A 19,619-nucleotide genomic window follows, 5' to 3' on the forward strand; every position below is an offset into this window, starting at 1 on the left:
CTCAGAGCTGCACCACCAGCTCGGCCCCCTTGGCGCGCGAGCAGCACAGCGCCACCTTGTGGCGCCGCTCGCTGCCCGTGAGGCAGAAGTCGCGGTGCTCGGCGCCCTCGCCTTCGGCGCCGACCACGCACGTGCCGCACAGGCCCTGCTCGCACGACACCGGGATGTCGATGCCGACCTCGTGCAGCGCGTCGACCGCGGTCTGGTCGGCCGCCACCGGCACCACGATGCCACGCTGCGCGAGCCGCAGCACGAAGGGCTGGCCCGCGGTGGCGGCGGCATCGGTGGGCGCGGCGAAGTACTCGGCGTGGATCGCGTCCTCGGGCCACTGCGCGGCGGCCGCCGCGTCGCGCACCGCCTGCATGAAGCCGCCGGGGCCGCAGACATAGAGATGCGCGGCGCCGGCATGCGCGGCCAGCAGCGTGCGCAGGTCGATGCGCTGCGAGGCATCGCCCTGGTCGAGGTGCAGCCGCACGTGCGGCGCCAGCGCCGGATCGCGCAACGCCTCGGCGAAGGCCAGGTGCTCCTCGGCGCGCGCGAACACGCACAGCGTGAAGCCCTCGCCGCGCGCGGCCAGTGCCTGCGCCATCGCCAGCAGCGGCGTCATGCCGATGCCGCCGGCCAGCAGCAGGTGGTGGCGCGCCTGCGCCTGCAGCGGGAAGGTGTTGCGCGGCGTGCTGATCGGCAGCAGGTCGCCCTCGCGCACGCGCTCGTGCATCGAGGCCGAGCCGCCGCGGCTCGCGGCCTCGCGCTTCACGCCGATCAGGTAGGACGAGACGGTGCCCGCCGAGGGCGCGCGCGCCAGCGAGTACTGGCGCGAGAAGCCGCCGGGCATGTGCACGTCGATGTGTGCGCCGGCTTCGTAGCCGGGCAGCGCGCGGCCCCAGGGATGGGCCAGCTCGAAGGCCAGGATTTCGGGCGTCTGGCGCGCGATGCGCGTCACGCGGACGGTGAGCGTGCGTTCGAGGCTCATGGTGTTTTCTCCCGGATCGTTGGGGTCGTGGTCACAGCGTTTGCAGCTTGCGCGCCACGCGCTCGATGAAGCGCGTGCGGTCGAGCGCGGTCACGGCGTTCATGTCGTGCAACTGCAGCCAGGTCACCTTGCAGCGCCAGGCGAACAGGGCGCGCAGCGCGCGCGTGAACAGCCGCCGCCCGGGGTCGCCGATGGCCATCACGAACCAGCGCGGCGAGCCGCCCGTGGTGACCACCGTGAGGCGCTGGATGTGGCGCATGCCCGAGCGCGCGGCCTGGCCCTTGCGCTCGGCCGGCAGGAAAGCCACGCCGGGCAGCCACACCCGCTCCAGCCAGCCCTTGAGCATCGAGGGCGGTCCGTGGAACCAGGTGGGATAGACGAACACCAGGTGCTCGGCCCACAGCAGCGCTTCGACGTGGGGTTGCACGCGTTCGCGGATCAATTGGGTGTTGTCGAGGTACGCGATGCGTTCCTCGCGGGTCAGCGTCGGGTCGAAGCCCTCGGCGTACAGGTCGATGGCCCGGACCTGGTGGCGGGGTTCGAGGGCGGCGAGCGCCGTGCGGTAGAGCGCGTGGTTGAAGCTGTCAGGGTTCGGATGGCAATGAACGACGAGCGTTTTCATGGAAGGGCCGGTTCGCCGACGCAGCGGCGATACGGGGTCAGAGCCCAGGAATGAAGAGCCGCACGGTGCCTTATGGCATCCCAGGCGCCGGCATCTGACCCCGGCGCAAGCACCGCGCGGCCCGCGGAGAAATCGGTGTGGTCGTGGATCGGATCCTTGGTCGCGGCTTACTTGCCCGTGAGCTTCTTGCGCACGTCCAGGCCCACGCCCTTGTTGACGAACTGGGTCGTGACCACCTTCGACAGGTCGACCTCGCCGGGCTTGTAGAGGCCGGCCTTGACCATCTTGTCGTAGAAGTCCTTCACGCGCGCCTCGTCCATCGCGCCGATGCCCTTGGTCAGCGACTCGCCGCTGTCGACGATGCCCATCTTCTTCATCAGCTCGATCGAGCCCTGCAGCGCGGCCACGGGCGAGTCGGGGTTGGTCTTGGCGATCAGCTCGTTGGCGGCCTTGTTGTCGCCGTAGAGGTAGTTGTTCCAGCCGATGATCGAGGCCTCGACGAACTTGCGCACCGTCTCGGGCTTGGTCTTCACGAGGTCGGCGCGCGTCTCGATGGTGGTCGAGTAAGTCGAGAAGCCATTGTCGGCCAGCAGCTGCACCACCGGGTCGAAGCCAGCCTGAGCCTTGATCGACAGCGGCTCGGAGATCGCGTAGCCCTGCTGGATCGACTTCTTGTCGGCCAGGAACGGGCCCACGTTGAAGGTGTAGGGCTTGAGCTGCGAATCCTTGAAGCCGTGCTCCGACTTCATCCACTGCCAGAAGCTGAACTGGCCGTCTTTGCCGATGAAGGCGACGGGCGCCTTGGTCATGTCCTTGAAGCTGTCGAAGCCCTGGCCCGGATGCGCGAACATGGCCTGCGGGTCCTTCTGGAAGAAGGCCGCGACCACCACCGTGGGCACGCCGTTCTTCACGTTGTCGAAGGACTGCAGCAGGTTGCCGGTCATCAGGAAGTCGATCTTGCCGGCCGGCAGCATCGGCCGGTTGTTGACCATCGGGCCGCCCTGCTGGATCTCGACGTCGAGGCCGTACTTCTTGTAGGTGCCGTCCACCAGCGCCTGGTAGAAGCCGCCATGGCCGGCCTGCGCCTTCCAGTTGGTGGCGAACACGACCTTCTCCTGCGCCTGCGCGGCGAAGGCGGCGGCGGTCAGCGCCAGGCCGAGGGCCAGGCTGCCGAGCGGGCGGATGCGGAAAGCGGGGATGCGCATGAGGACGTGCTCCTGTGGAGGTTTCTTGGAAAAAGGACGGGACGCGAAGCCTAAATCTTTTCAGCCCTCGGTGGCCATGTCGGGCGTCCAGCCGCGCGTCTTGCCGGGGTTCATCAGCCCCATCGGGTCGCTGCGCTTCTTGAACTCGATCTGCTGCGTGTCGATGGTCTTCATGCCGCCGTCCTCGATGGTCACCACGTGCGGGTTGAAGATCTTGCAGCCGCCCTGCGACTCGATCTCGCGGATCAGCTCGTACTGGCGCGCCTCGCCGGTCCAGCGCACCAGCAGGATGCCGAAGGTGCCGGCCTCGCCGCCCGCGCGCGCGAAGTCCTGGTGCTGCAGCACCTCGTCGCCGAAGATCTCGAGGTGGCGCTCGACCACCGCGGGATCGAAGGGCTGCGCATAGGCCACCTGCAGGTAGGTCCAGCCGCGGTCCATCTTGAGCGCCTGCAGCGTCGTGTGGTTGAACGCGCATTCGTAGGCCGGCGGCAGGCCGGCCGCGAGCAGCTCGGCCTCGGTGCCGGCCAGCGCGATGTGGCCGCCGTGCGCGGCCGCGAGCGCGCGGAAGTCTTCCATCGACGCGGGCGCCACCATCGTGAAGACCGCATGCCGGTCGGCGGGAAAGTGCTCGCCCATCGCCGTGTAGTAGGGCGAGAAGCGCGCCTCCACGGTCGACAGCAGGAACAGGTCGAGATCGGGCGTGCTGGCCGCGATGCCGAAATCGAGCGCCGCGCGGTAGCGCTCGAACAGCACCGTGCAGTGCACCCAGTCGACGGCCGGGCTCAGCGCCACCTCCACGTCGAGGATCACGCCGTTGGTGCCGTAGGCATGGTGCACCTGCTGGATCTCGTCGTCCGCGAGCTCGATCACGCGCGGCTCGCGCTCCACCGTCATCACGCGCGCGCGCAGCAGGTTGCCGGGGTCGCGCAGGATGCCGTGGCGGAACGAGCCGATGCCGCCGAAGCCGCCCGCGATGAAGCCGCCGATGCTGGCCACGTGCCAGGTCGAGGGCCACATGCGCAGCGCCTGGCCGGTCTCGCGCGCGGCCAGGTCGATGTCGTGCATGCGCGCGCCGGCCTCCACGCGCATGCGGCCGTCGCCGATGTCGAGCACGCGGCACAGCTGGGTCACGTCCATCACCAGGCCGCCCTCGAGCGGCACGCACTGGCCGTAGTTGCCGGTGCCGCCCGCGCGCACCGTGAGCGGCAGCTTCCACCTGGCGGCGGTGGCGCAGACCTGGCGCACGTCGTCCTCGGTGCCGACCTTCACGACCAGCTCGGCCACGCAGCCCGAGAGCTGCGCCGTGAGGATCGGGCTGTACCAGAAGAAGTCCTTCGACAGCTGCTTGCGCTGGCCCGGCGCGGTGACCAGGTTCAGGCCCGCGAGGTCGCGATGCACCGCGTCCCAGTCGATGGCCGGGGCGAGCGAGGTCCTAGCGTTCACGGCGCATTTCGCTTTCATGCCAGTGGCCCAGCACCAGGCGCGAGAGCGCGGCGAAGACGATGAAGATCACGATCCCGAGCAGCGACACCAAGAGCAGCGCCGCGAACATCATCGGGATCTCGGTGCGGAAGCTCGACTCGAGGATGCGCGAGGCCAGCCCGGTTTCCTTGCCGGCCGTGCCCGCGGTGAACTCGGCCACCACCGCGCCGATCAGGCTCAGGCCGCCCGCGATCTTCAGGCCCGCCATGAAGTAGGGCAGCGCGCTGGGCGCGAGCAGGTAGCGGAAGGTCTGCCAGGGCGAGGCCTTGTAGAGCTGGAACAGGTCGCGCAGATTGCTGTCGGCGCTCTTGAGGCCCACCACCGTGTTCGACAGGATCGGGAAGAAGGCCACGATCCAGGCGCACAGCAGCAGTGCCGCGGTGGTGCTCGAGACGTAGATCAGGATCAGCGGCGCGATCGCGATGATCGGCGTGACCTGCAGGATCACGGCGATCGGGAACAGCCCGATCTCCACCCACTTGAACAGCGCGAAGGCGATCGCCAGCAGCACGCCGCCGACGATGGCCGCGGCCAGCGCGAGCAGCGTGAGCCGCACGGTGAACCACAGCGCGCTCGACAGCGTGTCCCAGTTGTCGAACAGCGTCTTCAGGATCAGCGAGGGCGCGGGCAGGATGTAGTGCGGGATGTTGTTGGCGCGCACGGTCCATTCCCACAGCAGCAGCAGCGCGCCGACCACCACCGCGGGCACCACGATGCGCAGCAGCGATTCGCGCCGGCGCTGCCGGTCCTCGTGCGCGCGCTGGGCGTCGGCCGAGGGCGTGGCGGTGTCGTCCTCGTGCAGGGCGGGAGCAACGGTGACCGCGGGCTCAGTGATCGATGTCGACGCCATGCAGGGCTCCATGCAGGGATTGGGACACCGCGGTGCAGTGCGCGTTGTAGCGGCTCGAGGTGCGGAAGGCCTCGCCGCGCGGGTAGGGTTCGTCGATGCGGATCTCGTCGATCACGCGGCCCGGGCGCGCGGCCATCACCACGATGCGGTTCGAGAGGTAGACCGACTCGTAGACGCTGTGCGTGACGAACACCACCGAGAAGCGGTGCTCGCGCCAGATCGCGAGCAGGTCGTTGTTGAGCTTGATGCGCGTCATCTCGTCGAGCGCGGCGAAGGGCTCGTCCATCAGCAAGAGGCGCGGGTGCGTGACCAGCGCGCGCGCGATCGACACCCGCATCTTCATGCCGCCCGAGAGCTCGCGCGGATAGACGTCGGCGAAGCGCGAGAGCCCGACCATCTCGAGCACCTGCTGCACCACGGGCGCGGCGGCATCGCGCTTCATGCCCGCGAGCTTGAGCGGCAGCCAGACGTTGTCGAACACCTTGGCCCAGGGCATCAGCGTCGGTTCCTGGAACACGAAGCCCAGGTCGCGGTCGGTGCGCGCCGCGGCGCCGCCGGTCCAGGCCATCTCGCCGCTGCTGGCGCGCGTGAGGCCGGCGATCAGCCGCAGCGCCGTGCTCTTGCCGCAGCCCGAGGGGCCGAGGAAGCTGATGAAGTCGTGCGCGCCGATGTCGAGCGACATGCCCTGCAGCGCGAGCGTGCCGTTGGCGAAGCGCTTGCCGACGTTGCGCAGCCGGACCAGCGGCGCTTCGGCATCGGGGGTGGATGGCGTGGTGCTTTCCATGGGGTGTTCCGGAGGGCGTGGCGGGGCGCGAGCCTAGCGCCAGGCGGGCTCGTTGGCCAGGCGCGACAGCGGGAAGCGGTCGACCTCGCGCAGCAGGTCGACGAAGCGCCGGCCCACGTGGTCGAGCACCGCGGCGCCCTTCTCGGCCGTGGCGCGGGTGGCGTCGCCGGCCGCGCCCATCGGGTTGATGTCGTGCATCTGCCAGCCGAGCTTGCCGCTGGGCGTGATCGAGAGGTACTTGTTCTCGGCCGCGAGGTCCTCGGTCATCGAGTGGAAGTTGCGGAACTGGTCGGCGCGCACGTAGTCGGGCGTGAGGTGCAGCATCACCGAGCTCTCGAGGTCGCCGGCGTGGATGCCGTGCTTGCCCTCGTGCGCGGTGAACAGGCCCTCGGGCAGGCCCAGCGTGTACCAGTTGGCGGCCACCACCATCATCCCGTGCGCCTCGCGCAGGTCGCGCGCCACGATGTCCATCACGCTCATCTGGCCGCCGTGGCTGTTGTAGAGCACCAGCTTGCGCACGCCGGCGCGCGCCACGCAGGCGCCGATGTCGGTCCACATCGCGATCAGCGTGCTGGCCGAGACCGTGAGCGTGCCCGGGTAGCGCGAGTGCTCGTTGCTCTTGCCGTAGGGCACCGTGGGCAGGAACAGCACCGGCAGGTTGTCGGGCAGGTGGGGGAGCGTGGCGCGCACCATGCCGTCGATGGTGGCGGTGTCGGTCGACATCGGCAGGTGCGGACCGTGCTGCTCGGTGGCGCCCACCGGCAGCACGGCGATCAGCCGTTCGCGGTCGAGGCGGGAGAACTCTTCGCTGGTCAGGTCCGACCAGAAGCGGCTGCGCAGGGTGACCGGGTTCATCGGGGTGGTCCTCGTTCGTGGCGACGGCGCGGATGATGACCTAAATTATCCGAATGGTCAAAAAAAGTCGCGTCAGGGTTTTCCACGGCCTGCCGCCCCGCGCTCAGGTCGCCGCGCTCAGGTCGTCGCGACCCCGGCCTTGCGCCACGGCCAGGGCAGCAGCAGGCAGGCGCCGACCAGCGTCACGCCGCCGGCCAGCGCGCAGAACACCTCGACCGGAAAGCGCGGCACCACGCTGCCGAGCAGGAACGAGACCGAGAAGATGCCGAGGTTGAGCAGGCTCGCGTGGTACGAGTTGATGGTGCCGCGGTAGCGCTCCGACAGCGCGCTGAGCCGCGCATGGTGCAGCGGCCCCGCGCAGCCGTAGCCGAAGGCCCAGGGCAGGCCGAGCAGCACCAGCTGCGTGGTCGAGCCCACCGGCAGCGCCAGGCCCAGCAGGCCCGCCGCCGCGGCCAGCGCCGCCAGCGGCAGCGCGGCCTCGCCGAGCGCGCGCTGCAGCCGACCGCTGGCCAGGTTGCCGGCGATCACGGCCAGGCCGAACAGGCCGGCGATCAGGCCGGTGTCGGTCGACGACAGCACCAGCTTGCGCGCCGCCACCTCGGCCACCACCGCGCCGAAGCCCGCCACCCAGCCGAGCCAGAGGTAGCTGACCGCGAGCCGCCGCCGCACGCCGGGCGTGCGCAGCGCCTGCGTGTGCGTGGCGAGGAAGCCCGCGTGCGACGCGGCCGCGGGCACGCGCTGCACGAAGGTGCGCGTCACCGCGAGAAAGGCCAGCGCGGCCATCGCCGCCAGCGTGTAGTAGGCCGAGCGCCAGCCCGCGGTGTCGCTCAGCCAGCCGGCCACCACCGGCGTGAGCACGAAGGCCAGCATCAGGCCGACGAACACGTGGCTCAGTCGGCGGCCGATCTGCTCGGGCGGCGACTCGTCGGCCACCAGCGACAGCGCATTGGGCTGGATCAGACCCGCGCACAGTCCGGCCAGCGCCGACAGCACGATCGCCACCGCCAGGCTCGGCGCGCTCGGCAGTGCCGCGCTCAGCAGCGCGAAGCCCAGCAGCCCGGCCTGCAGCGGCCGCCGGCGGCCCCAGCGGTCCGACAGCGGCCCGGCGATCAGCGCGAAGGCGCCGTAGGCGAGCCCGTAGGCGGCCGGCAGGTAGGCGATGGCGCTCGAGCGCACGCCGAGGTCGGCGCTCATCGCGCCCATCATCGGGCCCGCCACCACCTCGGCCGAGCCGATGAGGAACAGGCAGCAGAACAGCGTGGCGACCTGGGTCGTCTTCATGGCTTGGGAGCTCCGTGGATCAGCGGCGCACGACGTAGCGCGTGACCACCGGCGGCGATTCGCCGAGGTGGAAGGCCAGCCGGCGCTCGCGCAGCGCCATGTCGGCGGCGGTCGCGCGGTTGAAGCGGCGCAGGTGCTCGGTCCAGCTCTCGTCGACAATCTGCTCGACGTAGCGGCCCGGCTCGCCGATGTCGTGCAGCAGCTCCCAGCCGATCGCGCCCTGGCTCAGCCGCGCGCGGCGCGTCTGCTGCATCACCAGGTGGAAGGCCGCGGCGCGCGCCGGGTCGATGATGAATTCGACGTTGATCACCACGCGGCCGTTCTCCTGTGGCGCCTCGGACGGCGGCCCCGAGGCCCAGCCGGCCTTGGCGGGCGTGGTGTCGTCCTCGCCCGAGACATCGGTGACCCAGCGCAGCGCGGCCAGCATCAGCAGCGTGCCGGTGACCGAGGCCACGACCAGGCTCACCTGCAGGTCGGTGACCGTGGCGACCTGGCCCCACAGCGCGGCACCGATCGCGCTCGCGCCCATGATCGCCATCTGGTAGGTCGACATGCCGCGCGCGCGCACCCAGTCGGGCAGCGCGAGCTGGGCCGACACCGAGAGCGAATTGGCCACCGTGATCCAGGCCATGCCGCCGAAGAACATCGCCGGCACCGCGACCCAGGCGTTGGGCGCGAAGGCCATCACCGCCGTGGCGGCCGACTGCAGCGCGGTGCCGCGCAGCACCAGCTGGTCGCGTCCCAGCGCCTGGCGCAGCCGCGGCAGGAACAGCACCGCCACGATCGCGCCCGAGCCCATGGCCGCCAGCAGCAGGGTGAAGGTGCCGGCGCCGCCGCCCTGGAGGTTGCGTGCCAGCAGCGGCAGCAACGCCAGCAGCGCCGTCGAATGGAAGAAGAAGATCGTGATGCGGCTGAGCACCGCGCGCATGCGCTGCGACTGCCAGACGAACTGCACGCCCACGCGCATCGCGCTGATCAGCCGCTCGCGGCCCAGCGGATTGGGCGTGTGCTCGCGGCGCCAGCGCAGCACCACGAAGCCCGAGGCCACCGACAGCACCGCGTTGAGCGCGAACACCCAGACGCTGCCCGCGCTCGCGATCAGCATGCCGGCCGTGAGCGGGCCGATGATGCGCGAGGCATTCATTGCGATGCCGTTGAGCCCGAGCGCGGCCGGCAATTGCGGGCGCGGCACCAGCTCGGGCACGATGGCCGAGAACACCGGCCAGCGCAGCGCCAGCCCGATGCCGTTGGCGAAGGTCAGCGCCAGCAGCAGCGGCGCGGTCATCATGTCGAGCGCGATCGCGGCGCACAGCACGATCGCCGTGCCCGCGAGCCAGAACTGCGTGGCCATCAGCCAGCGCCGGCGGTCGAGGATGTCGGCCAGCGCGCCGCTGGGCAGGCCGAGCAGGAACACCGGCAGCGTGGAGGCCGACTGCACCAGCGCGACCCAGATCGGCGAGGTGGTCAGCGAGGTCATCATCCACGCCGCCGCCACGTCGTTCATCCACATGCAGATGTTGGCGATCAGCCAGGTGCTCCACAGCATGCGGAACACCGGCAGCTTCAGCGGCTCGAGCGCGGCGAGCTTGGGCGGCTTCGGCCGCGCGGGCGGGATGGGCGTCTCTTCGGGCGATATCGGGGGCATGTGGGGCTATTGTCGCCGCGAGGCCCCGGCTGGTCAGCCAGTGGTCAGCCGCGGTCGCTGCGCGCGAGCCGGTGCTCGAGCCGGCGCAGCAGCGTGGTCAGCACCAGCGTCATCACCCAGTAGATCACCGAGATCGCGAGGTAGGGCTCCCAGTAGCGCGCGTAGGCACCGGCCACCGTGCGCGCCGCGTAGGCCAGCTCGGCCAGGCCGATGGCGGAGACCAGGGAGGTGTCCTTCAGCAGCGCGATCGCGTTGTTGCCCAGCGGCGGCAGCATGCGGCGGAAGGCCTGCGGCAGCACCACGTAGCGCATCACCTGCGCCGGGTTGAAGCCCAGCGAGCGGCCGGCGTCGAACTGGCCGCGCGAGATCGACTGGATGCCCGCGCGGAACACCTCGGAGATGTAGGCCGCGGAATTGAGCGTGAGCGCCACCACGCCCGAGATCAGCGCGCCGTGCTCCTGCTTGAGCGTGCGCGCGAGCTCGCCATCGATCAGCAGGCCGGAGGTGGGATGGATGAACACCGGCATCACCGCGAAGTGGATCAAGAGGATCTGCACGAACAGCGGCGTGCCGCGGAAGAAGCTCACGTACACCGTGGCCGGCCAGCGCAGGAAGAAGCGCGCCACCCAGGTCCAGGGCGCATGCCGCGGCTGCGCCAGTCGCGCCAGCGCCAGGCACAGGCCCCAGCTCGCGCCCAGCAGCACGCAGACCACCGTCATGCGCAAGGTCATCCAGGCGCCCTGCCAGAACAGGTCCTTGTATTCGACCAGGATGTCCCAGCGGAACCATCCGAACAGCAACACCGGTTGTTCCATGGCGGCTTCCTTCAATGCAGAGAAACGAACGAAAAGAAAAACGAAACGGCCGCGAAGCGCGGCCGTGGGAGCAAAACGGGGGCCGTGCGGCTCAGCGCACGTTCGGGTCCTTGTTGAACCACTTCTTGTAGATCGTCACGTAGCTGCCGTCGGCGCGGATCGCCGCCAGGCCGGCCGAGAGCTTGTCGAGCAGCGCCTTGTCGCCCTTCTTCACCACGATGCCGAAGCCTTCCTCGGGGAAGGACTTGTCGTCGACGGTCTTCAGCTCGGGGTTCTGCGACACGCGGTAGGCGATCACGCCGTTGTCGCCCATCGCCGCGTCGACGCCACCGCCGGCCAGCTCGGAGATGATCAGCGGCGTGCTCTCGAAGCGGCGGATGTTCGGGCTGGTCTTGCCGAACTCGCGCGATGCGATGTCGTCGGCCGTCGAGGCGCTCACCACCGCGATCTTCTTGCCCGTGAGGTCCTTGAGCGAGGCGACGGTGCTGTTCTTCGGCAGCGCGATCAGCTGGCGCGCCGCGAAGTAGGGCGGCGTGAAGTCGTAGCTCTGCTTGCGCTTCTCGTTGATCGTCACGCCCGAGATCACGAGGTCGACGTCGCCGTTGTTGAGCGCGCCGAAGATGCCGGTGAACGGCGTGTTCACGATCTTGATCTTCAGGCCCTGCTGCTTGGCGATGGCGTTGATGATGTCGATGTCGAGGCCGACGATCTGCTTGTCCTTGTTCTCGAACGCGAACGGCGCATAGGTGGCACTGGAGGCCACGGTCAGTTCGCGGTTCTGCGCCTGGGCGGGCGCCAGGGCGCCGAAAGCCAGCACGGCGGCGGCAAAGCCAAGCGCCAGGGCGCGGCGGGTGGGGGTCATGCGGAGTCCTCGGGTGCGCCGGGTGGCGGTTGGGGTGGGCGAGGATTTTAGGCTGGCGGGCGGCGGGTTCCGTCGGGCCCTCGCGGCCGCTACTTCGCCAGGTGCCCCAGCGGCAGCGCGCTGCTCGCCTTCACCTCGCCGAGCGAGAAGCTGGTGTGCAGGTCCTTCACGTTCGGCAGGTTCATCAGGTGCTGCCGCGCGAAGGCGGAGAAACCGTCGAGGTCGCGCGCCACCACCTGCAGCTCGAAGGTGCCGGTGCCGCTGATGTAGTGGCAGGCCACGACCTCGGGCATCTTGCGGATGGCGTCCTCGAGCTTGCGGGTCGCTTCGTTGGTGACGCGCTCGGTGTCGACGCGCACGAAAGCGAGCACGCCCAGCCCGATCTTGTGCCGGTCGATCTCGGCGCGGTAGCCCTTGATGAAGCCGGCCTCTTCCAGCGCGCGCACGCGGCGCCAGCAGGGCGCGGCCGACAGGCCCACGCGCTGCGCAAGCTCGGCGTTGGTGAGGCGGCCATCGGTCTGCAGTTCTTGCAGGATGGCAAGGTCGAACTTGTCAATGCTTTCCATAAGCCTCTATATTAAGCAATCTTCTTTCTGGAAGTGGCTTTTTGGGGGCATGGAAAGCAAACACCTGTCGCGGACCCCGGCATACACTTTGCGTGATCATGGGCTCGCGCCCGACCGGGCACAGACCCGCACCTATCAGCCAGGCCCACAAGGCCCTGCCACCACGGAGACGACAGACATGAATGCCCCGCTGCCCGAGCACATCCGCCGCGCGCTAGAGACCGTCACGCTCGACGACAACCCGCAACGCGGGTTGCGCCGAAGGCACAAGTACGGCGCGGACGGCGTAGCCGGACGCACTGGATTTGGCGGCGAGCATGTTTGCGAAGGGAGTACCGTATGAACGCCCCGCTGCCCGAGCACATCCGCCGCGCGCTAGAAACCGTCACGCTCGACGACAAATACAGCCTCGACTACGGGCGCGCATTCATGAGCGGGGTCCAGGCCCTGGTCAAGCTGCCGATGCTGCAGCGCCTGCGCGACAAGCAGGTCGGCAAGAACACGGCCGGCTTCATCAGCGGCTACCGCGGCTCGCCGCTCGGCGGCTACGACCAGGCGCTGTGGAAGGCCAGCAAGTTCCTCAAGGAACAGAACATCGTCTTCCAGCCCGGCGTGAACGAAGAGCTCGCGGCCACCGCGCTGTGGGGCACCCAGCAGCTGGGCTTCTCGCCGCAGGGCACCAACAAGTTCGACGGCGTCTTCGGCATCTGGTACGGCAAGGGCCCGGGCGTGGACCGCTGCTCCGACGTCTTCAAGCACGCCAACATGGCGGGCACCACCGCCTGGGGCGGCGTGATCGCGGTGGCCGGCGACGACCACATCTCCAAGAGCTCGACCGCGGCGCACCAGAGCGACCACATCTTCAAGGCCTGCGGCACGCCGGTGTTCTTCCCGGCCAACGTGCAGGAAATCCTCGACCTCGGCATCCACGCCTTCGCGCTGAGCCGCTTCTCGGGCGTGTGGTCGGGCATGAAGACGATCCAGGAGATCGTCGAGTCGAGCGCCACGGCCATGATCGACCCCGAGCGCGTCGACATCGTGATCCCGACCGACTTCGAGATGCCGCCCGGCGGCCTGCACATCCGCTGGCCCGACCATGCGCTGGAGCAGGAAGCCCGGCTCATGCACTACAAGTGGTATGCCGCGCTGGCCTACATCCGCGCCAACCGCCTCAACCACAACGTGATCGAGGGCCCGAACGACCGCTTCGGCATCATGGCCAGCGGCAAGGCCTACAACGACACCCGCCAGGCCCTGATCGACCTGGGCCTGGACGACGCGGCCTGCCGCCAGCTCGGCATCCGGCTGCACAAGGTGGGCGTGGTGTGGCCGCTCGAGGCGCAGCTCACGCGCGAGTTCGCCACCGGCCTGCAGGAGATCCTGGTGGTCGAGGAGAAGCGCCAGGTCATCGAATACCAGCTCAAGGAAGAGCTCTACAACTGGCGCTCCGACGTGCGGCCCAACGTGGTCGGCAAGTTCGACGAGGGCGAGGTGCACGCGGCCGAGGGCTACTCGGGCGGCGAATGGTCGATGCCCAATCCGACCGCCCACACGCTGCTGCGCGCCAATGCCGACCTGAACCCGGCACTGATCGCCAAGGCCATCGCCGGGCGTCTCAAGAAGACGGGCCTGCTGCCCGCCGGCTCCGACATGGCGGCGCGCATCGACGCGCAGCTCGCGATCCTCGAGGCCAAGGAACGCTCGATGCAGGTGATCCAGGCCGAGGGCGTGAAGGACGCGCGCCAGCCCTGGTTCTGCTCGGGCTGCCCGCACAACACCAGCACCGTGGTGCCCGAGGGCTCGCGCGCCATGGGCGGCATCGGCTGCCACTTCATGGCGACCTGGATGGACCGCTCCACCATCGGCTTCACGCAGATGGGCGGCGAGGGCGTGCCATGGGTGGGCCAGCAGCCGTTCACGACCGACCAGCACATCTTCGCCAACCTCGGCGACGGCACCTACTTCCACAGCGGCCTGCTGGCGATCCGCCAGAGCATCGCGGCCGGCGTGAACATCACCTACAAGATCCTCTACAACGACGCGGTCGCGATGACCGGCGGCCAGACCGTGGGCGAGCGCCCCGAGGGCCATTCGGTGCTGCAGATCGCCGAGAGCCTGCATGCCGAGGGCGCCAAGAAGGTCGTGATCGTGACCGACGAGCCCGAGAAGTACGAGGGCGTCAGCATCCCGGGCGACCACGTGCAGGTCAAGCACCGCGACCTGCTCGACGAGATCCAGCGCGAGTTCCGCGCGATGCCCGGCACCACGGCCATCATCTACGACCAGACCTGCGCCACCGAGAAGCGCCGCCGCCGCAAGCGGGGCACGGCCGTCGACCCGGCCAAGCGCGTGGTCATCAACGAGCTGGTCTGCGAAGGCTGCGGCGACTGCGGCGTGCAGAGTAATTGCCTGAGCGTGGAGCCGCTGGAGACCGAGTTCGGTCGCAAGCGCACGATCAACCAGAGCACCTGCAACAAGGACATGAGCTGCCTGAAGGGCTTCTGCCCGAGCTTCGTCAGCGTCGAGGGCGGCCAGCTCAAGAAGAAGGCGAAAAACAAGGCGGCCACGCCGGCCGAGTTCGGCCTGCTGCCCGAGCCCGCGATCCCGTCGCTGGCCGGCGGCAAGGTCTGGGGCGTGGTGGTGGCCGGCGTCGGCGGCACCGGCGTGATCACCATCGGCCAGCTGCTGGGCATGGCCGCGCACATCGAGGCCAAGGGCATCGTGACGCAGGACGCGGCCGGCCTGGCGCAGAAGGGCGGTGCCACCTGGAGCCACGTGCTGATCGGCGACACCCAGGGCGACATCCGCACCACCCGCGTGGGCACGGCGGCGGCCGACCTGATCCTGGCCTGCGACCCGCTGGTGTCGGTGAACGGCGAGACCATGGCGCGCATGCGCGAGGGCCGCACCCACGTGGCGCTCAACACGCACAGCGCGCCCACGGCCGCCTTCGTGCGCAACGCCAACTGGCAGAACCCCGAGGACGCCTGTGCCGCCGAGATCGCGCGCGCCGTGGGCGCCGAGGGCGTGGGCGCCTTCGATGCCGACGCGGCCGCGACCGCGCTGATGGGCGACACCATCTACGTCAACCCGATGATCCTGGGCTACGCCTGGCAGAAGGGCTGGATCCCGCTGGCGCACGAGTCGCTGATGCGCGCGATCGAGCTCAATGCCGTGGCGATCGAGAACAACAAGGCCGCCTTCGAATGGGGCCGCCAGGCCGCCGTGCGGCCCGACGAGCTGCAAAAGCGCGTGCGTCCCGGCCAGGTGATCGAGTTCAAGAAGCGCGAGAGCGTCGACAGCCTGGTGGCACGCCGCGTCGAGTTCCTGACCGGCTACCAGAACGCGGCCTATGCCGACGAGTACCGCCGCTTCGTCGCCAAGGTGCAGCAGGCCGAGAGCAGCCTGACCGGCAAGACCGCGCTGACCGAGACGGTGGCGCGCTACCTGTTCAAGCTCATGGCCTACAAGGACGAGTACGAGGTCGCGCGGCTGCACATCGACCGCGCCTTCCTCGAGCGCATCGAGGGCATGTTCGAGGGCGACTTCAAGCTCAACTACCACCTCGCGCCGCCGCTGATCGCGAAGAAGAACGCCAAGGGCCAGCTGCTGAAGCAGAAGTTCGGCCCCTCGATGCTGACGGGCTTCAGGCTGCTGGCCAGGCTCAAGGGCTTGCGCGGCACCGCCTTCGACCTGTTCGGCCGCACCGAGGAGCGCAAGACCGAGCGCGCGCTGATCGGCGAGTACCGCGCGAGCATCGACGAGGTGATCGGCGCGCTGCGCGCCGACAACCATGCGCTGGCGCTCGAGATCGCCGCGCTGCCCGAGCAGATCCGCGGCTATGGCCACGTGAAGGAACGCAACCTCGAGGCCGCGCGCCTGCGCTGGAACGAGCTGCTGGCCAAGTGGCGCCAGCCCCGCGCCGAACGCGCGGCAGCCTGAGCGCTGGCCCGGCCGCGCTGGCGCCGGGCCCGCGGGCCTGGCGCCGAAACCGTGCTGTCACAGGCACCGCTTAGGATCGATGCTATTCAAAACATAGCAATCCAGGAGCGCCTCCCAAACACCGAATGCCCACCGCCCCGCGCCGGATAAGCGCGCGGAGCGGCGCTTCGCCACGAATACAATGCCCGGTGCTGTGCGGCGGCCAAGCCCCGCCTGGCTTCGATTCGCGGCCCGTGCCCGTTGACCCTTGGCCCGTTTGAAAGCCCTGGTGCGAAGGCTCTGGTGCGAAGGCCCTGTGCCGCCGAACCCCGAGCGCGGCTCGCGCCGGAGTCATTACCTCTTCCCTCTGTTGGAGACTTCCTTGTTCATTTCTACCGCTTTCGCCCAGACCGCCGCTCCCGCTGCCGGAGGTGGCGACATGTTGTCCTCGCTGGGCAGCATGCTCCCCCTGGTGCTCATGTTCGTGGTGCTGTATTTCGTCATGATCCGCCCGCAGATGAAGCGCCAGAAGGAAGCCCGCGCGATGATCGAGGCGCTGGTCAAGGGCGATGAAGTCGCCACCGCCGGCGGCGTGCTCGGCAAGATCACCTCGGTCGGCGACCAGTACCTGGGCCTCGAGATCGCCAACGGCGTCGAGATCAAGGTGCAGCGCAGCGCGGTGGTGCAGGTGCTGCCCAAGGGCGCCGTCAAATAAGAAAGAAAAGCGTGGCCCGGTCTTGCGCTTCGTTGCCCCGGACCTCAAGTCACGCCGTGTCCCGTTCCTGCCGTCTCTGAAAAGCGCGATCTCATGAACCGTTACCCGGTCTGGAAGTACGCGATCATCGTGATCGTGCTGCTCGTGGGGCTGATCTATGCCCTGCCCAATTTCTTCGGCGAGGCACCTGCGGTGCAGGTCTCGTCGGCCAAGTCGACCGTCAAGGTCGACAGCGCCACCCAGACCCGCGTCGAGGAGGCCCTGAAGGCGGGCGACCTCGTGCCCGATCTGATCACGCTCGATGGCGGTTCGCTGCGCGCTCGCTTCGGCAGCCCCGACGAGCAGCTCAAGGCGCGCGACCTGATCCAGCATGCGCTGGTGCCCGACGCCGCCGACCCGCCCTACACGGTGGCGTTGAACCTGGTGTCGCGCTCGCCCAAGTGGCTCACGGCGCTGCACGCCTTCCCGATGTACCTGGGGCTCGACCTGCGTGGCGGCGTCGACTTCCTGCTGCAGGTCGACATGAAGGGCGCCATCGACAAGAAGGCCGAATCCTTCGCGAGCGACCTGCGCACCAACTTCCGCTCGAAGGACATCCGCGGCACCCAGGTGAGCCGCAACGGCCAGACCGTCGAGGTGACCTTCCGCGACGCCGCGGCGCTGGAAAAGGCCAAGCAGCTGATCCAGGACCAGTTCCCCGACCTCACGACCACCGACGGTCCGGACGGCAGCAACTGGCGCCTCGTCGCCACCATCAAGCCCGAGGCCGCGCGCCGCCTGCAGGACGCCGCGCTCAAGCAGAACATCACCACGCTGCACAACCGGATCAACGAACTCGGCGTGGCCGAACCCGTGATCCAGCAGCAGGGCATCGACCGCATCGTCGTGCAGCTGCCGGGCGTGCAGGACACGGCCAAGGCCAAGGAAATCCTCGGCCGCACCGCCACTCTCGAGATGCGCCTGGTCGACGAATCGTCCGAAGGCCGCGCGGCCGAGCTCAGCGGCGGGCCGGTGCCCTTCGGTTCGGAGAAGTTCTTCGACCGCGCGGGCCGCCCGGTGATCGTCAAGAAGCAGGTGCTGGTCACCGGCGAGAACCTCACCGACGCGCAGCCCGGCTTCGACCAGCAGAGCAACCAGCCCAAGGTCGACCTGACGATGGACGCCAAGGGCGGCAACATCATGCGCGACGTCAGCCGCGAGAACTACAAGAAGCGCATGGCGATGATGATCTTCGAGAAGGGCAAGGGCGAAGTGCTCACGGCTCCCTCGATCAACGGCGAGCTCGGCAACCGCTTCCAGGTCTCGGGCTCGATGAGCGTGACCGAGGCCAACGACCTCGCGCTGCTGCTGCGCGCCGGCTCGCTGGCCGCGCCGATGGAAATCATCCAGGAACGCACCATCGGCCCGACGCTGGGCGCCGACAACATCGACAAGGGCATCAAGTCCGTGATGTACGGCTTCCTGGCGATCATGGTCTTCATGTGCGTGTACTACGCGCTGTTCGGCCTGTTCTCGTCGATCGCGCTGGCGGTCAACCTGCTGCTGCTGGTGGCGCTGCTGTCGATGATCCAGGCCACGCTCACGCTGCCCGGCATCGCGGCCATGGCGCTCGCGATCGGCGTGGCGATCGACTCCAACGTGCTGATCAACGAGCGCGTGCGCGAGGAACTGCGCAACGGCGCCTCGCCGCAGGCGGCCATCCACGCCGGCTACGACCGCGCGTGGGGCACCATCCTCGACTCCAACGTGACCACGCTGATCGCGGGCATCGCGCTGCTGGCCTTCGGCTCCGGCCCGGTGCGCGGCTTCGCGGTGGTGCACTGCCTGGGCATCGTGACCTCGATGTTCTCGGCCGTGTTCTTCTCGCGCGGCGTTGTGAACTTCTGGTACGGCGGCAAGAAGAAGCTCAAGAGCGTGTCGATCGGCACCGTCTGGCGCCCCAAGACCGATACCGCCGACGGTACGTCCGTGGCCGAAGCCAAGTAAGGAAAGAAGGCCATGGAGTTCTTCCGCATCCACCGCACCATTCCGTTCATGCGCCATGCCCTGGTGCTGAACATCATCTCCTTCGCGACCTTCGCGCTGGCGGTGTTCTTCCTGATGCACCGCGGCCTGCACCTGTCGGTCGAGTTCACCGGCGGCACCGTGATGGAGGTGGCCTATTCGCAGCCCGCCGACGTCGGCAAGATCCGCGACGCCGTGAGCAAGCTCGGCTACCAGGAAGTGCTGGTGCAGAACTACGGCAGCTCGCGTGACGTGCAGATTCGCCTGCCGGCGCGCCAGGGCATGAGCGCCGAGCAGCAGAGCGTGCCGGTGATGGCCGCGCTCAAGGCCATCGACCCTTCCGCCACGCAGCGCGGCATCGAGTTCGTCGGCCCGCAGGTGGGCGAGGAGCTCACCACCAACGGCCTGAAGGCGCTGGGCATGGTGGTGGTCGGGATCATGATCTACCTGGCGTTCCGCTTCGAGTGGAAGTTCGCGCTCGCCACCGTGCTGGCCAACCTGCACGACGTGGTGATCATCCTGGGCTTCTTCGCCTTCTTCCAGTGGGAGTTCTCGCTCGCGGTGCTGGCGGCGGTGCTGGCGGTGCTGGGCTACTCGGTGAACGAATCGGTCGTGATCTTCGACCGGATTCGCGAGAACTTCCGGCGCTACCGGAAGATGACGACCACCGAGATCATCGACAACGCGATCACCTCGACCATCAGCCGGACCATCATCACCCACGGCTCCACGCAGCTGGTGGTGCTGTCGATGTTCTTCTTCGGCGGCCCGACGCTGCACTACTTCGCGCTGGCGCTCACCATCGGCATCTGCTTCGGCATCTATTCGTCGTGCTTCGTGGCGGCGGCGATCGCCATGTGGCTCGGCATCAAGCGCGAGGACCTGATCAAGGGCCCGGTCAAGCGCGACGGCGATCCGGACGATCCGAACGCCGGCGCGGTGGTCTGAAGCGGCGCCCCTGCGGCATCCGCTGGGCAAGGTAAAGTCGGGCCCGTCCCTCGCCGCGAGGCGCCCATGCAACGCGACAGGAAGCGCACCC

General features: G+C 68.9%; 17 protein-coding genes. 5 read left to right on the forward strand and 12 right to left on the reverse strand.

Annotated elements, in window-relative coordinates:
- Nucleotide 1 precedes the first annotated feature (1 nt).
- From AC07RV_RS16305 to AC07RV_RS16360, 12 genes are all read right to left on the reverse strand, one after another.
- On the reverse strand, nt 2-973 hold the full coding sequence (locus AC07RV_RS16305) for a PDR/VanB family oxidoreductase (RefSeq protein ID WP_296774967.1): 972 nt from the start codon (nt 971-973) through the stop codon (nt 2-4).
- 31 nt (nt 974-1,004) lie between these two features.
- The gene (locus tag AC07RV_RS16310) at nt 1,005-1,595 is read right to left on the reverse strand and encodes an NAD(P)H-dependent oxidoreductase (RefSeq protein ID WP_057595873.1); all 591 of its coding nucleotides are present in this window, start codon (nt 1,593-1,595) and stop codon (nt 1,005-1,007) included.
- Between the two features lie 167 nt (nt 1,596-1,762).
- Complete coding sequence (locus AC07RV_RS16315; protein WP_209541365.1) at nt 1,763-2,800, reverse strand: ABC transporter substrate-binding protein; 1,038 nt, start codon at nt 2,798-2,800, stop codon at nt 1,763-1,765.
- A gap of 60 nt (nt 2,801-2,860) precedes the next feature.
- Nucleotides 2,861-4,261, reverse strand: coding sequence for an FAD-binding oxidoreductase (locus tag AC07RV_RS16320; RefSeq protein WP_296774970.1), 1,401 nt, complete (start codon nt 4,259-4,261; stop codon nt 2,861-2,863).
- Nucleotides 4,233-5,132 carry an ABC transporter permease gene (locus AC07RV_RS16325; RefSeq protein WP_296774973.1) on the reverse strand — a complete coding sequence of 300 codons (900 nt, stop codon included), beginning with the start codon at nt 5,130-5,132 and terminating at the stop codon, nt 4,233-4,235. Before AC07RV_RS16325 ends, AC07RV_RS16320 begins: the two co-directional genes overlap by 29 nt.
- The gene (locus AC07RV_RS16330; protein WP_093351340.1) at nt 5,110-5,916 is read right to left on the reverse strand and encodes an ABC transporter ATP-binding protein; all 807 of its coding nucleotides are present in this window, start codon (nt 5,914-5,916) and stop codon (nt 5,110-5,112) included. Before AC07RV_RS16330 ends, AC07RV_RS16325 begins: the two co-directional genes overlap by 23 nt.
- A gap of 33 nt (nt 5,917-5,949) precedes the next feature.
- Entirely contained in the window at nt 5,950-6,771 is an 822-nt protein-coding gene (locus AC07RV_RS16335) for a creatininase family protein (protein ID WP_296774975.1), read from the reverse strand.
- 117 nt (nt 6,772-6,888) lie between these two features.
- Nucleotides 6,889-8,052: an MFS transporter gene (locus AC07RV_RS16340; protein ID WP_296774980.1), complete on the reverse strand. Its 1,164-nt coding sequence runs from the start codon at nt 8,050-8,052 to the stop codon at nt 6,889-6,891.
- A 19-nt stretch (nt 8,053-8,071) separates the two neighbouring features.
- Complete coding sequence (locus AC07RV_RS16345; protein ID WP_209541360.1) at nt 8,072-9,697, reverse strand: MFS transporter; 1,626 nt, start codon at nt 9,695-9,697, stop codon at nt 8,072-8,074.
- 44 nt (nt 9,698-9,741) lie between these two features.
- Nucleotides 9,742-10,512, reverse strand: coding sequence for an amino acid ABC transporter permease (locus AC07RV_RS16350; RefSeq protein ID WP_057595865.1), 771 nt, complete (start codon nt 10,510-10,512; stop codon nt 9,742-9,744).
- A gap of 91 nt (nt 10,513-10,603) precedes the next feature.
- On the reverse strand, nt 10,604-11,374 hold the full coding sequence (locus tag AC07RV_RS16355; RefSeq protein WP_296774987.1) for a basic amino acid ABC transporter substrate-binding protein: 771 nt from the start codon (nt 11,372-11,374) through the stop codon (nt 10,604-10,606).
- Between the two features lie 89 nt (nt 11,375-11,463).
- Nucleotides 11,464-11,940 carry an Lrp/AsnC family transcriptional regulator gene (locus AC07RV_RS16360; protein ID WP_057594358.1) on the reverse strand — a complete coding sequence of 159 codons (477 nt, stop codon included), beginning with the start codon at nt 11,938-11,940 and terminating at the stop codon, nt 11,464-11,466.
- 178 nt (nt 11,941-12,118) lie between these two features.
- On the opposite strand from AC07RV_RS16360, the gene AC07RV_RS16365 reads away from it, so the two are divergent.
- The 5 genes from AC07RV_RS16365 to secF all read left to right on the forward strand — a co-directional run bounded on the left by AC07RV_RS16365 (nt 12,119) and on the right by secF (nt 19,528).
- Nucleotides 12,119-12,283, forward strand: coding sequence for a hypothetical protein (locus tag AC07RV_RS16365; RefSeq protein ID WP_177239497.1), 165 nt, complete (start codon nt 12,119-12,121; stop codon nt 12,281-12,283).
- Nucleotides 12,280-15,882: an indolepyruvate ferredoxin oxidoreductase family protein gene (locus AC07RV_RS16370; protein WP_296774993.1), complete on the forward strand. Its 3,603-nt coding sequence runs from the start codon at nt 12,280-12,282 to the stop codon at nt 15,880-15,882. The genes AC07RV_RS16365 and AC07RV_RS16370 overlap by 4 nt, the downstream gene beginning before the upstream one ends.
- A 361-nt stretch (nt 15,883-16,243) precedes the next feature.
- Nucleotides 16,244-16,576 (forward strand): preprotein translocase subunit YajC, encoded by a 333-nt coding sequence (yajC, locus tag AC07RV_RS16375; RefSeq protein WP_093351325.1) that lies wholly within the window; start codon nt 16,244-16,246, stop codon nt 16,574-16,576.
- Between the two features lie 93 nt (nt 16,577-16,669).
- On the forward strand, nt 16,670-18,562 hold the full coding sequence (secD, locus tag AC07RV_RS16380; RefSeq protein WP_296774994.1) for a protein translocase subunit SecD: 1,893 nt from the start codon (nt 16,670-16,672) through the stop codon (nt 18,560-18,562).
- 12 nt (nt 18,563-18,574) lie between these two features.
- Nucleotides 18,575-19,528 (forward strand): protein translocase subunit SecF, encoded by a 954-nt coding sequence (gene secF / locus AC07RV_RS16385; RefSeq protein ID WP_093351319.1) that lies wholly within the window; start codon nt 18,575-18,577, stop codon nt 19,526-19,528.
- Nucleotides 19,529-19,619 lie beyond the last annotated feature (91 nt).

The sequence above is a fragment of the Variovorax sp. GW821-FHT09B01 genome (genome assembly GCF_059418345.1).

Bases quoted from the DNA above. Each gene is read 5' to 3' on its own strand.
- AC07RV_RS16305 (WP_296774967.1), bottom strand. From the start codon at position 973: ATGAGCCTCGAACGCACGCTCACCGTCCGCGTGACGCGCATCGCGCGC.
- AC07RV_RS16310 (WP_057595873.1), bottom strand. From the start codon at position 1,595: ATGAAAACGCTCGTCGTTCATTGCCATCCGAACCCTGACAGCTTCAAC.
- AC07RV_RS16315 (WP_209541365.1), bottom strand. From the start codon at position 2,800: ATGCGCATCCCCGCTTTCCGCATCCGCCCGCTCGGCAGCCTGGCCCTC.
- AC07RV_RS16320 (WP_296774970.1), bottom strand. From the start codon at position 4,261: ATGAAAGCGAAATGCGCCGTGAACGCTAGGACCTCGCTCGCCCCGGCC.
- AC07RV_RS16325 (WP_296774973.1), bottom strand. From the start codon at position 5,132: ATGGCGTCGACATCGATCACTGAGCCCGCGGTCACCGTTGCTCCCGCC.
- AC07RV_RS16330 (WP_093351340.1), bottom strand. From the start codon at position 5,916: ATGGAAAGCACCACGCCATCCACCCCCGATGCCGAAGCGCCGCTGGTC.
- AC07RV_RS16335 (WP_296774975.1), bottom strand. From the start codon at position 6,771: ATGAACCCGGTCACCCTGCGCAGCCGCTTCTGGTCGGACCTGACCAGC.
- AC07RV_RS16340 (WP_296774980.1), bottom strand. From the start codon at position 8,052: ATGAAGACGACCCAGGTCGCCACGCTGTTCTGCTGCCTGTTCCTCATC.
- AC07RV_RS16345 (WP_209541360.1), bottom strand. From the start codon at position 9,697: ATGCCCCCGATATCGCCCGAAGAGACGCCCATCCCGCCCGCGCGGCCG.
- AC07RV_RS16350 (WP_057595865.1), bottom strand. From the start codon at position 10,512: ATGGAACAACCGGTGTTGCTGTTCGGATGGTTCCGCTGGGACATCCTG.
- AC07RV_RS16355 (WP_296774987.1), bottom strand. From the start codon at position 11,374: ATGACCCCCACCCGCCGCGCCCTGGCGCTTGGCTTTGCCGCCGCCGTG.
- AC07RV_RS16360 (WP_057594358.1), bottom strand. From the start codon at position 11,940: ATGGAAAGCATTGACAAGTTCGACCTTGCCATCCTGCAAGAACTGCAG.
- AC07RV_RS16365 (WP_177239497.1), top strand. From the start codon at position 12,119: ATGAATGCCCCGCTGCCCGAGCACATCCGCCGCGCGCTAGAGACCGTC.
- AC07RV_RS16370 (WP_296774993.1), top strand. From the start codon at position 12,280: ATGAACGCCCCGCTGCCCGAGCACATCCGCCGCGCGCTAGAAACCGTC.
- secD (WP_296774994.1), top strand. From the start codon at position 16,670: ATGAACCGTTACCCGGTCTGGAAGTACGCGATCATCGTGATCGTGCTG.
- secF (WP_093351319.1), top strand. From the start codon at position 18,575: ATGGAGTTCTTCCGCATCCACCGCACCATTCCGTTCATGCGCCATGCC.